Origin of the sequence: Cellulophaga baltica 18 (assembly GCF_000468615.2) — a bacterium.
In the GTDB taxonomy this organism is placed as follows: domain Bacteria; phylum Bacteroidota; class Bacteroidia; order Flavobacteriales; family Flavobacteriaceae; genus Cellulophaga; species Cellulophaga baltica.
On record NZ_CP009976.1, the window covers coordinates 2,398,417 to 2,410,689 of the forward strand.

Here is a 12,273-nt window from a genome sequence, read left to right on the forward strand (position 1 = left end):
GTTTTAGATCAACTAAGGTTAATCTTTATGCCGTTAGGCTTGAATTAGAAAGTACCAATAAAGTGACTTCCTTCTGCATTGACTAGTTCGGCACCTTTAGTTACTTCACCAGTTGTGGTATCTACAACGTAAATGTTTCCATTTTGACCTACAGGAGCTTGTGTTATATAAATATCGGTACCATCAACTACAAAACCTTGGTATTGAAATAAGTAAAAATCAGCATCATAAGGAATAGCGTCAATTTTTGTGGCAGTTTTGGTATTTAAATCCGCTAGGGCAAAAAATCCTTGGGCACCAGCAACACCTTCTTGAGAGGCATCATGACGATAAGCAATTACGGCTTTACCATTGGCAGCAGGTTTCCAAGCAAGAATGTAAGCACCTTCTATACCTAAGGCATCATCTAAATTAAATACATAAGAATCGTCATATTGGTTATCCGCATCAATTTTTAAAATGTGAGAACCTTGAGGATCACTTTGGTTTGCTTGGTATACACTTCCATTATAAAGAAAGGCATTTATGCTTCGGTAACCATTGGTGTTTCCGTATCCTACAGTAGATGTAATTACAGATGGGTTTAATAAAGAAGGATAATCTAATACAATAGTTTTAGAACCTAAAATTTCATAATCACTATCACTCTCAGTAGTAGCTGGGTCTAACTTACTTAAGCGAGCCCCTATATACAATTTATCTCCAGCCTCATTTAATACGGGCATATCTATTCTTGAAATATAGTATCCTAAGGCTTCTTCTTCCGGACTCAAAGCAACACTATGTTCTTGAAATTCATTAATTAATGAATTTTCCAGATCTAGGGTTACTACACCAATAGTTGCATTTGTACGTATGTATTTTTCATTTTCATCAAATTCATTTTCTGTAGAAACATAAACAGCAGCTCCTGTTTTATCGCCATCATATAACTTAATCCATCTTGGAGCTGTTCCAACATAGGGAGCAATACTTATCTGAGATCCTATTTCGGTAAACACCTGCCCACCTTCTACGTTATATTTTGTATAGTTACCACCGGTATCACCAGCATAGCTTATGTTAAATATAGTGGTGCCATCTTCAGATGATTGTAAACGAGCAGTTCTGTTGGAAGGAGCTAAAAAACCGTTATCAAAAACATTAATTGATGTATTTGGGTCTTTAGCATCTTCACTACGTACGGAGTAAATTAATGTACCTCCATTTCCGTCGCCAGGATTATCACCCATTCGTGCTCCAGCAATTGTAATCCATCTAGATTCAGCTCCAGTTTCTGGGGTTATTTCTGTTTCTGGATCTATAGCGTTGTCATCATTACTACAAGAACTCATGAAGCCAATGGTTAAAAAAATCGTAGCTAAAGTTTTAAAATTTAAAAGATTATGTTTCATTTTCAGGTCTGTTTTTATGATTATAATTTATCTATTGTGTAATTCATTTTTAAATAAAAGGCTCTTCCTGGTTTTTGAACGGATAGGTTGTCATATACAGGTTTGTCAAATATATTTTTGACATCAAAACTCACTACAAATTTGCTGTTAGGAAAAGCATAGCTAAGACCAAAGTCTTGGGTCACTTGTTGTGGCACTTTAAAAAAATCATCTCCCACCGTATTTGATCCTTGTGAGACCAAATATGAAAACTCATCTGTATAGTATAGGGTGTAAAAGAGGTTTAGATTTGATTTTTGTTGAATGAAATTTTTAAATGAATAGCGTAAACTCCCATTCATAGTTAAAAACGGAGTGTTAGGAATATCAAATTCGGTTCCTGCCGCTGTTTCGGTAGTTAAATCAAACCTAGAAACATTAAAATTGAAACCTAGATTGCTATTATAGCTATAATTCAATTGAGCATCTATTCCTTTAGATTTTGCATTACCTTGGTTTACATATACGATTAATTCGTCATCAACATTAAGAGAAGTTTCAATAGGCAAACCAATTCTATCTTTAATATTTCTTGTAAAAAGATTTGTTGAAATGGTAAACTCGTGTTTTTTTACCTTAAAGCTTCCAAGACGGAAACCTAGATTATAATTGTTACTTATTTCCGGTCGTATATTTGGGTTGGCAACTACATTGTCACCGTCATTTCCGAATACTTCTGTTTCATCTGGTAACCGAATGGCTTTTTCTGCAGAAGCTAATAGGGTTATGTTAGGAGTAATTGCATAAGACGATGCGAAACCATAACCTTGGTAGGCGTTAGTGCTAGTTACAATTTCATCAACTACCCTGTCATTACCATCTTCATCGGCTTCAATTTCGGGATCAATACTAATTGTTTTTTGCTGGTAGTGTTTACCAAATACACTTGCTTTTAACTGGTCATCAAGGGCATTTAATTCATAGGTTAAAGAGAAGATATTTTTATGTAAATCTCTTGTTCCTATAAACGTATTTTCTAAAACGGATTGTAAGGCATCACTGTCTTCTCTATCAATGCTATTGTACACATGGTTTAATAAAACTTTGTGGTTCTCTGCAATAGTATAAGATAAACCAGTTCTGATAGCCGCTACTTTTCTTTTTATTTTCGATAGGGTAGGGCCGCCCTCTTGTTGTGAACCCCAAGTATATTGATATTCGTTCCCTCTAAAATCTATAGCTCGTTCTCCGTACCAACTATATGCCCAAGCTACGGTATCATTTACCGCACGGTTTCTTTTTCCGTACAATCCATTTATAGTTACATCCAATCCTTTTGTAAAAATGTTTTTCTTTTGATAGCTTAGGTTTACCAGAAGGGCATCCGATTCTAGAAATCTATCTTTATAGGGAGTGATGGTCATAAAAGCACCGTGTTGCACCTCCTTATAATCATCAGAAGCTGTTAATCCAATGAAAAACTGATCGGCCCAGGATACGTTAGAATAGCCAAAGTGCACCATTCCACCTGTAGATCTATAGGCATCATTAAACCTTCTAGCGGTTATAGGTGTTTGTTCACCTCCAAGACCTGTAACTAAAACACTTCTTCCAGATACTTTATAGTCATTATCAGAATAATTATGAAATAAGGAGCCTTTTACGGTAAATCCTGTTTTATCAAAACGATAGACTCCATTGACGCTTGTCTGTAATGTGTTGAAAGAACCGTAGGAGACTGATGCATTAAGGTGGTTTTTAATTTTATCATGCAATACTATATTGATGGCGCCACCTAAGGCGTCATCGGCTAAATGCCCAGGCACTACACCTTTATAGACCTCAATGTTTTTAATCATAGAAGGCGGGATGCTATTTAAATTAAAAGAAGAACCGTAAGTGGAGCTAGGAATACCATTTATGAAAATTCTTATAGAGCTACCTGATAATCCATTTAGACTGTAAGTTACATCAGAGCCTAAACCTCCATTTTGACGAATTTTCACCCCGACAGTTGTGTTTAATAATTCATTGGTCTGAATGTTTCGAATACTGGCTTCTTCCGTTTTGACAACGTTCACGGCATACCCTGCCGTTTCTAACTTTGTCTCTTTGCTTTGGCCATTTACAACCACTTCATTTAGTTCATTAGTTTTTCTTGAGACAGTGGTGGTAATTGAAGTTTTTTCTTGTGCTATGGTAATAGAAATTGTTTTTTTATGTGCTTCTATAGTAGATATAAGGAGGTTATACGTGCCATACTTTAGGTTTTCAATAAAATAGCTACCATCAAAATCTGTTACGGCACTGTGGGTTGTACCTATAACTTTGATATGCGCATTGATTACTGGTGTGTTATCCTCTAATATAATAACACCAGATAGTTCCCCCGTTTGGGAAAATCCTAAACAACTTATAAAGAATGTAGTGACTAAAAGTAGTAAACGCATTTATTTAGACTTATTAAAAATAAGAATGCAAAAGTATCTATTTATTTAGATTAATTCCAAATAAAACTTAACATATTTTAAGAATTATATGCGATCAATTAATTTCTAAATTTTAAAATGCTTTAAACCTTGCGTTTATAAGGAAGTAGTAGGTGTTTTTTTTTAAAGGAAAAGAGTTAGCTCTTATTTTTCTTTGTCAAAAGGGAAGAAGATGATAATAGTGTTTTTAGTGGAGCAAAAAACGGAACTTGGAAAGTATCTGCTAATTAGTATTTGAGTGCGTAATGGCTACAGTATGTATGCTGGGAAATTATAATTACATCTAATTGAATGTTATAGCTTTTGGTCTGATAAATTAAAAAATGGTTTCTAGTAAATAGTTCTACTCATTTACGTTCTCTTCTTCCATTTTTCTAGACTCCCTAATAAGGGCGCTAGCAAGGACGGTAGTAGCATCAATTATTAAGCTATCTTCAATCTTTTCATATTGTATGGCTAGCGGTATTTCGGTACAGCCTAATATAACAGCTTGTGCTCCTTTTCTTGATAAATAGGTGGCGGCCATACTCAGGTTTTCTTTAGCCTTTTCATTTACAGGATTTGAAAAAGCCTTGATTCCGTAACTCGTGTCATAAATGGAAGGGTGTACAAACAAATCTTGTATGTCTTCCGAAGGTTGAATGACCTCAATATTATATTTTGCGAGTACGTCTGGATATACTTTTGCCAAAATAGTACCGGTAGTTCCTAAAACACCCACTTTTGTAATTTCTGGGTATTTTGTTGAAATATGCAAGCCTACCTCTTCAATAAGATTAACGAGTACGCATGATTCTGGTATACTCTTTTCAATTAAACTTAAAATAGGTCTTGCATGTGCGGTATTACAAGGGATACCAATAATACTAGAGCCGCTAGCAATTAATGAGGCTATAATTTCTGATATGGCAATACCTGGATTTATATCGGTTTCACCTAATAGGTATTTGGTTCGATCTATAATTTTATGCGGAACAGACAACATGGAAACGGGTAAATGTTCTTGGTCTGATTTTGCCTCGGTAAGGTCGTATACTTTTTTAATTAAATCTATACCAGCATAACTTCCAACACCACCAACAATGCCTATTGTTTTATGAATCATATTTCAATTGAATTAATGGTGTAAAGGACTAGAAATTTTTTATGGTTTAGTGCTAAAGAATTGATAATTCTTTAGCCAGTTTTCCTAATGTATTCAGAACCATTTGATTTTTTGTGAATGTAGAATTCCCTATCAAATGGTCCGTTAAATTTAATTGATTGGTAGTGCTATTTTATGAAGTGTAAATTCCATTTCAGAGATGTCTGCTGTTACTTCATTTATTCTAGAATTCGTGTAGTATAAATGGTTGTCGTAAATACTAAAGGTATCAGCCCATCGTACTTTATCACCCTCCAACAAAATATGTACACTTCCATTTGGTTCGCGATACATGATTTTATTATTTTCTAAATCGGCATAATAAAGATTGCCATTTTTATCAAAAATCATCCCGTCAGGAGCCGATGTTTTAGCTTCTAAGGTAACCGCTTTTTCAAGATCAAGTTCATCCTCAACACCTAATGCTTTTGTTGGTATGCTGTATAAGCTGTACCCAGTAAGTGCGTGGTAATATAATTTATCATTCTTTGTATCTAAAGCAATACCATCAGAATGTACGGTATTCATCCATTTTCCATCGGTAAAAGTTAAATAATCTTGTTCTGCCTCTGTAGAACTATGTTCGTCTAAAACTCTATGAAAGGTTTCTGTTTTTAAATCCAAGATAACTAGTCCAGAATTTCCGGAATCTGTAAAATAGATTTTGTTATTCTTTTTATCTACGCGTAAATCGTTGATATAAGAATTAGCGTGATATGCATTTTCAGTTAAAATATAGGTATGTTCTAAAGCCTTTGTAATTAGATTAAAGACAAAAACTCTAGGAGCATCTAATACTTCTTGAAAAAGCGGACTTCTAGTGTCCAAAACATATAATTTATCTTCAGAGGCAACAACAGATTGCACGCCAATAAATTTATGCATTGCTACTTTATCCCCAATCTCCCAGGAGTTCCATTCTTTATTAGGAAACGGTTCTTTTATGTTTTCTCCTAGTTCTAGAACAGAAGTAGTAACTCCTTTTCTCCATCTAGGAAAATTCACGAAAATGCGGCCGGTAGTAGTTACCGTTACGCCCGTAACTTGTTGTCCAGTAAAAGACGCTACTGTTGTAACCTCAGGGACTTTTGTTGTAACGGAGGTTTCCTTTGGTTCCTTTGTGCTTTGCTTACAAGAAACAAAGAGTAGAGCGACTAAAAATAGATAAAGAATAGGTTTCATTGTCTTGATTTTAATTTGTAATTAATTATATTTTCTTAAAAATTGTAGTCGCATTATGACCACCAAATCCAAACGTATTACTCATGGCTATGGTAACATTATGGGGTATAGCTTCTTTTGTTACAATTGGCATACCTGCAGGGATTTCAGGATCTAATGTTGTGGTATTAATAGTAGGCGGTATGGTATTGTGTTGTATCGTTTTAATAGCTAATATGGCCTCTATTGCGCCAGCAGCACCCAGTAAATGACCCGTCATAGATTTTGTAGCACTTATTTTAAGATGATCAAAACGGTTGTTAAAGGTAGTCGCTACAGCTTTAACCTCGCTAATATCTCCAACAGGAGTGGAGGTTGCATGAGTATTTAAGTAATTTACAGCTTCTGGGTTTATGTTGGCTTCCTCCATGGCTAATTGCATGGCTTTAATAGCCCCTAAGCCTTCTGGGTGAGTTGCAGATATATGATAAGCATCATCCGTCATTGCGGCACCAACAATTTCTGCGTAGATGGTAGCTCCACGTTTTTTTGCGTGCTCGTATTCTTCTAAGATTAGAGCTCCAGCACCTTCTCCCATGACAAAACCGCTTCGGTCTACATCAAATGGTCTAGAAGCTTCTTCTGCATGGTCATTAGCTGTTGATAAAGCTTTCATGGCGTTGAAGCCTCCAATAGAAGCTTCGGTAATAGGAGATTCAGAACCGCCGGTAACCATCACTTTCGCTTTGTTTAAACGGATATAATTAAAAGCGTCCATAATAGCAGAACTAGAAGATGCACAGGCAGAAACAGCCGTATAATTAATACCCATCAAACCGTATTTCATAGCAATTAACCCAGAAGCCATATTAGATAATAGTTTCGGAATAAAAAACGGACTAAAGCGTGGGTTTTTATTGCCTTCTACATAATTTTTAACTTCATCCTCGAAAGTTTGCATACCCCCTTGGCCAGTACCCCAAATTACGCCAATATCAAAAGGAGACATTATACTAGTATCTAGACCACTATCTTCCATAGCTTCCGCAACACTATATAGGGCGTACTGCGTAAAAAGGTCGCTTCTTTTTATTTGATTGCGATCTAAATATTTTTTAGCATCAAAATCTTTAAGTTCAGCAGCAAATTTTGTTTTAAATAAGGAGGTATCAAATTTGGTAATTTTTGATGCACCACTTTGTCCGTTGATAGCATTTTCCCAAAATGTGTCTACGGAGTTTCCTATTGGAGTCAATGCTCCTAAACCGGTAATGACGACTCTTTTCATAATAATTTATTAGTTTTTAAATTTGCTACCTACGTGTTAATTAGCTTCTAGAAGCTCTGTTAGCACTTGTTTATACACCGCTACAGGCTGTGCACCTGTAAGCGCACTTTTTCTATTAAAGACTATGGTAGGAACAGAGTTGACACCCAATTCTTGCCAGTAGCGTTCTGTAGATTTTACATTTTTACGCAGCTCTTGATTATCCAATGCAGCAAATGCTTCTTCAGCATTTAAACCAACGTCTTCTAAGGCTACTTTTAAAACCTCTCTCTTAGATACATCTTGATGTGCTCCAAAAAAGTCATTCATTAATCGCATTTTTAGCTCTGTTTGCAGTCCTTGCTCTTTGGCATGTTCTAGAAGTACATGCGCATCAAAAGTATTGGCCATACGCATACCTTCAAAATAATCAAATTTAAAACCGAGCTCAGCACCAAAATCGGTCATACGCTCTTGCGATTCTTTTTGCTGTTCCAGAGTAGAACCATATTTTTCTGTAATATGTTCTTCTAAATCTTGACCTTCTGCAGGCATATTAGGGTTTAATTCAAAGGGTTGCCATTCTAGGCTAATCTTATCTTGGATGCCCATTTCTGTAATGGCTTGCTCAAGACGTTTGTATCCAATGGCACACCATGGACAAACAACATCTGAAACTACATCTATTTTAATTTTTTCTGTCATCTTATTATTTTTTTAAAGATAAAAGAGAAGAAACCTTGTGTATAGGATTCTTCTCTTGAATATAAAACTCCCTAAGAGTTACACAATTTCACTGATCTGAACTTCTGGTTTTACGTTCGAAAAATTAGGTAAATCACCTAATATCTTTTCAGCATTAGCACCAAAAGACTCTTGAAATGATTTCAAAGATTCAAAAATAATATTAGAAATTACAACATAAGGAGCAGGAGTATTTGGTTGGGCACCAGATAAGCCCATATTTACATCAGAAGAAATTATAGCATCTCCTAATAAATCTTTTAATAATTGCCCGTGCTCCTTAATATAATATGCCTTATCAAATTTTAGTTCTGGAGTATTTGGATATAGTACTGTTAGTTTTATCATCGTATTTTTTTATATTTTTTAGTGTTTTGTTTTATGCTGAAAAATCTGCTAATACCACATTATCAGAAAAGCTTTGGTAGGCACTTTCTACTTGTTTTGCCATTTCATCTGGAAATAAGTGAAAGTCTCCTGCTTTTAGTGCGCTGATAATACCTTCTGATACCACCGTTGTGGCTGCACCATCATTAAAGCCAGCTGCGCTACCCATGTCTGTGGCAATAGGACCAGGATGCACACTTAATACAGACACTCCTTTTGCTCCTAGTTCGGTTCTCAGTCCTTGTGTTAAAGAATAGGAAGCTGCTTTGGAAGCAGAATAAGTAGATAAATGTGCAAAGTTTTTAATAGAGGCGATGGAGTTTAATTGAACTAATGCTCCTTTATTTTTAATTAATGTATCGGCAAAAGAATTTGCTATACGTAACAATCCAAAAGCATTTACCTCTAATTGATGCGCGAAATCTTTTTCTACGTTTTCTCCAAGTGTTGCTTGCGGTGCTCCTATGCCAGCATTATTTACTACAATGTCAACATCTGTAGTTTGTTTAGCTAAATCGTTTATAGAGGTCGTACTAGAAACATCGGCTTTAATGGTTACAACCTTTGCTCCAAATTTATCTTCCAGTTCTTTAGTGGAAGATAGGTCACGTACTGCCAAGTACACTTTTTTAGCGCCATGATTTATTAAGGATTCTACAATGGCTTTACCTATTCCTCTGTTTGCTCCTGTGACTAAGGCAATTTTATTTTCTATAGAAATACTCATAGTTTATTTGTTTTAATTTAAACTAAGCATCAGCTTAGTTTCTATGTGTTATTTATTTAAGTACCGATATAGTACTTGCCAATTATGCTTTAAGCGCAATAAGTTTTTCTGCAATTAATAATAAATTAGGTTCATTTATTTCTGGAAGTGGTGCTAAAGGATACAATTGTTTGCCTGGTCTGGCTATAAATGCACCTCTCCAACCGGCCCAAATTGCACCTGCAATATCCCATCCATGTGCGGCAATCATTATGCAATCTTCTGGTGCTACGCCCATTTTATTTGCGGCCCAAGTATAAACATCTTTGGCAGGCTTGTATTTTCCAAACGCTTCAACGCTTAAACGTTCATCAAAAAAATGTGTTAATCCTGCATTTTTGAATTGAGTTTCTACCCCTTTAGTAGAGGAGTTAGTTAAAGATACGAGTGTATATCCTGCATCTTTTAATATGGTTAAAGCTTCTTTTACTTCAGGGTGTGGCGGTAATGCGCTAAAAGCAGTCATTACTTCTTTTGCATCTTCTTCTGAAATAGTAATAGCATTATTAGCAGCTACCATTTGTAATGCTGCCGCTCCAATGGCACTAAAATCTGTAAATTGCTCGCTAAGGGTGGTTACAAGAGAATAATGTAACATGGTAGAAAACCACAAGGGTAATAAATCTTCTCTGTCTCCTAGTGCCTTACCAACGCTTTTTTTCATAACGTTTAAGTCTAAAAGAGATTCATTTACATCAAAAAATAATACTTTAGGTCTTGTTTTAGTTTCCATACTAAATAGTTTTTATTTACTAATTAAGGCTGTCTTTAAAAATTCTTCTTCATCGGGCTCATTATCTATAATTTTATTCGCTGGAAGCATATTGATAATCATAGAATTTACTATTCGACTCTTTTTTAAATCTTTACTAACAATTTTTGCTTTGTGAAATACGCCCAAAGTGTTAGCTACAGGTTTTGGTTTACTATTGTTTATTAAAACAATTTTGTAAGAATCTTTATGGAATGATGCTATTTTAGTACTAAATGGCCGTAGTAAGGATTCGTCTTCTTTGTATACAGGCGTAAAATTTCTTAAATAATCTGTAGGAGCAAATTCATTATTAGTAGCAAATTTATGATAGTCGGCTATATATAATTCACTTCTTATTTCACTGGGTTCATACCCTAGCATTAAAAAAGATTCCTCTGCTGCATTGTCTAAATGGAAAGGAGTGTCTTCCTGTTGGTCAAAGCGCACAAGCCAGTGGTAACTTAATTTTTTATTATATTCACTTATGGTGAAACTAGATAATTCTTTTTTTAAACTCACCATAATTTCTCTTAATTTATAAGAGGATAGGCTTTTACCGAAATCTAACAAAACGAAACCAGGAGCATCTGTATTTGTTCTAAATACTTCTTCTACAGAATACTTTGCTAACTTTTTTATGTTGATGCTTTGTATTTCCATACTGATTTTAGTTGTTTTTTATTTAAAACTAATATTTTAAGCTATATGTCTCCATTCTTCTTTTCATCTGAAAAAACAGCTGTTTGATAAAGGGAAACTATCCCATTTAAAGGTATGAACTTAAGGAGTATCCTTTTGGTAAAAAGTAGTTCTAACCCAATTTATGACTTATCTACCTATAAATCCGAATAACTAAATCTTCTATAATAGATGCCTTGTGGTAAATAGAACTTTACCTAAGCTATTATTTAAAAAATTAAACCTCCCGATTTTAAAACGGAAGGTTTAAATATGCCACTCTCCTGCATCATTTATCTACATGTGGCATTGTGCTTACTATTTTTTAGACCATGCAAAACTCTTAAAAGCATCATCTACTGGAGTATTTGCTATATGATTTGTATAATTACTAATTACTTTTTGAGAAAGGCCTAAAATAATTTCTAATACTTGTTGCTCACCGTAACCAGCCGCATAAAAAGCATTTAAATCTTCTTGAGAAACGTTTCCGCGGTTACGAGTAATGGCTAAGGTCATGGTACGTAGTGCTTCTAACTTAGCATCTGCTAAAGGAGTTTCATTACGTAATGCTTCGGTAATAGCATCATCTACTTTCATCATTTTTGCAATACCTGTATGTGCTGGCACACAATAATGACAAGCGTGTTCTACGTTAATGGTTTGCCACACTACGGTAAGCTCTTCATTATTGAAAGAGGTATCTACAAACAATTCATGTAATGTTTGGTATGCTTTCAAAAGGTTAGGAGCAGTTGCCAAAACACCATGTAGTCCAGGGATCATTCCGTAAGCTTTTTGAGAATTCTCTAATAATGGTTTACTAGCTTCTGGAGCAGATTCAATAGTTTGAACTTTTAAAGTTGTCATAATTTTAAATTTTATGTATTATTAATTCTATGTTTAAATTCAAACTAAGCATACGCTTAGTTATATGGTAAAAAAAAGTTACAGGTTTTTAAACGTAACTTCTATTATATTTTCTAGCTGATCTTTATCAAATACTTTTGATGCTATGGATAAACCCAAAAGACTATTCATTAAAAAATCTGCCTTGCATTCTATTTCTTTTCTTTGGTCGTCTTGTTTTAGATTACTTACAAATAAAGTTCTAATTTCATTTGCGAACTTTTTAAGTTCTACCATAACCTCAGGATCTGCATCGTCTTTAATTTCGTTCACAGAATTGGTTACCAAACAACCTTTTCTTAGTGTTCCTTCTTTTGAAAATTCTAAAAAATTATAGAAGTATTGTTTAATACCGGTGACACCGTTGTTAGACTGTCTCAGTATTTCCTTAATTCCATTAATTTCCTTCTTATAATTCTTAATGCTTTCTAAAAAAACACCTTGTTTGTTTTTAAAACTTGCGTAGATAGAGAATTGGTTGATGCCCATTTCTTTCTCTAACATACGTACAGAAGTAGCTTCGTAACCATTTTTCCAAAAAAGCCGCATTGCTTTATTGATTACTTCTTCTTCGTTATATTGTTTTTTACGAGCCATTACT

General features: G+C 34.7%; 12 protein-coding genes. All 12 read right to left on the reverse strand.

Translation table 11 applies throughout. The features are described from left to right. Positions 1 to 44: 44 nt before the first annotated feature. Positions 45 to 1,394: a DUF4374 domain-containing protein gene (locus tag M666_RS10060; RefSeq protein WP_029446830.1), complete on the reverse strand. Its 1,350-nt coding sequence runs from the start codon at positions 1,392 to 1,394 to the stop codon at positions 45 to 47. Positions 1,395 to 1,414: 20 nt separating this feature from the next. Then, positions 1,415 to 3,823 (reverse strand): TonB-dependent receptor, encoded by a 2,409-nt coding sequence (locus M666_RS10065; protein WP_029446829.1) that lies wholly within the window; start codon positions 3,821 to 3,823, stop codon positions 1,415 to 1,417. 382 nt (positions 3,824 to 4,205) lie between these two features. Next, entirely contained in the window at positions 4,206 to 4,967 is a 762-nt protein-coding gene (locus tag M666_RS10070) for an aspartate/glutamate racemase family protein (RefSeq protein ID WP_029446828.1), read from the reverse strand. 150 nt (positions 4,968 to 5,117) lie between these two features. Beyond that, positions 5,118 to 6,188, reverse strand: coding sequence for an L-dopachrome tautomerase-related protein (locus tag M666_RS10075; RefSeq protein ID WP_029446827.1), 1,071 nt, complete (start codon positions 6,186 to 6,188; stop codon positions 5,118 to 5,120). 25 nt (positions 6,189 to 6,213) lie between these two features. Next, positions 6,214 to 7,455, reverse strand: coding sequence for a beta-ketoacyl-ACP synthase II (gene fabF, locus M666_RS10080; protein WP_029446826.1), 1,242 nt, complete (start codon positions 7,453 to 7,455; stop codon positions 6,214 to 6,216). A gap of 36 nt (positions 7,456 to 7,491) precedes the next feature. Then, complete coding sequence (locus M666_RS10085) at positions 7,492 to 8,139, reverse strand: DsbA family oxidoreductase (RefSeq protein ID WP_029446825.1); 648 nt, start codon at positions 8,137 to 8,139, stop codon at positions 7,492 to 7,494. 78 nt (positions 8,140 to 8,217) lie between these two features. After that, a complete protein-coding gene (locus tag M666_RS10090; RefSeq protein WP_025615622.1) occupies positions 8,218 to 8,526 on the reverse strand; it encodes an EthD family reductase in 309 nt (102 codons plus the stop codon). A 31-nt stretch (positions 8,527 to 8,557) separates the two neighbouring features. Further along, positions 8,558 to 9,292 carry an SDR family oxidoreductase gene (locus M666_RS10095; RefSeq protein ID WP_029446824.1) on the reverse strand — a complete coding sequence of 245 codons (735 nt, stop codon included), beginning with the start codon at positions 9,290 to 9,292 and terminating at the stop codon, positions 8,558 to 8,560. 82 nt (positions 9,293 to 9,374) lie between these two features. After that, positions 9,375 to 10,064 (reverse strand): haloacid dehalogenase type II, encoded by a 690-nt coding sequence (locus M666_RS10100; protein ID WP_029446823.1) that lies wholly within the window; start codon positions 10,062 to 10,064, stop codon positions 9,375 to 9,377. 12 nt (positions 10,065 to 10,076) lie between these two features. After that, positions 10,077 to 10,745 (reverse strand): hypothetical protein, encoded by a 669-nt coding sequence (locus M666_RS10105; RefSeq protein ID WP_029446822.1) that lies wholly within the window; start codon positions 10,743 to 10,745, stop codon positions 10,077 to 10,079. A 336-nt stretch (positions 10,746 to 11,081) separates the two neighbouring features. Next, a complete protein-coding gene (locus tag M666_RS10110; protein ID WP_029446821.1) occupies positions 11,082 to 11,633 on the reverse strand; it encodes a carboxymuconolactone decarboxylase family protein in 552 nt (183 codons plus the stop codon). Positions 11,634 to 11,711: 78 nt separating this feature from the next. After that, on the reverse strand, positions 11,712 to 12,269 hold the full coding sequence (locus M666_RS10115) for a TetR/AcrR family transcriptional regulator (RefSeq protein WP_024481382.1): 558 nt from the start codon (positions 12,267 to 12,269) through the stop codon (positions 11,712 to 11,714). Positions 12,270 to 12,273: the final 4 nt, after the last annotated feature.

What these genes read in the sequence shown, in the direction of transcription:
- M666_RS10110 (WP_029446821.1), bottom strand. Translation starts at nt 11,633, where the DNA reads ATGACAACTTTAAAAGTTCAAACTATTGAATCTGCTCCAGAAGCTAGT.
- M666_RS10105 (WP_029446822.1), bottom strand. Translation starts at nt 10,745, where the DNA reads ATGGAAATACAAAGCATCAACATAAAAAAGTTAGCAAAGTATTCTGTA.
- M666_RS10115 (WP_024481382.1), bottom strand. Translation starts at nt 12,269, where the DNA reads ATGGCTCGTAAAAAACAATATAACGAAGAAGAAGTAATCAATAAAGCA.
- M666_RS10090 (WP_025615622.1), bottom strand. Translation starts at nt 8,526, where the DNA reads ATGATAAAACTAACAGTACTATATCCAAATACTCCAGAACTAAAATTT.
- M666_RS10085 (WP_029446825.1), bottom strand. Translation starts at nt 8,139, where the DNA reads ATGACAGAAAAAATTAAAATAGATGTAGTTTCAGATGTTGTTTGTCCA.
- M666_RS10070 (WP_029446828.1), bottom strand. Translation starts at nt 4,967, where the DNA reads ATGATTCATAAAACAATAGGCATTGTTGGTGGTGTTGGAAGTTATGCT.
- M666_RS10075 (WP_029446827.1), bottom strand. Translation starts at nt 6,188, where the DNA reads ATGAAACCTATTCTTTATCTATTTTTAGTCGCTCTACTCTTTGTTTCT.
- fabF (WP_029446826.1), bottom strand. Translation starts at nt 7,455, where the DNA reads ATGAAAAGAGTCGTCATTACCGGTTTAGGAGCATTGACTCCAATAGGA.
- M666_RS10100 (WP_029446823.1), bottom strand. Translation starts at nt 10,064, where the DNA reads ATGGAAACTAAAACAAGACCTAAAGTATTATTTTTTGATGTAAATGAA.
- M666_RS10065 (WP_029446829.1), bottom strand. Translation starts at nt 3,823, where the DNA reads ATGCGTTTACTACTTTTAGTCACTACATTCTTTATAAGTTGTTTAGGA.
- M666_RS10095 (WP_029446824.1), bottom strand. Translation starts at nt 9,292, where the DNA reads ATGAGTATTTCTATAGAAAATAAAATTGCCTTAGTCACAGGAGCAAAC.
- M666_RS10060 (WP_029446830.1), bottom strand. Translation starts at nt 1,394, where the DNA reads ATGAAACATAATCTTTTAAATTTTAAAACTTTAGCTACGATTTTTTTA.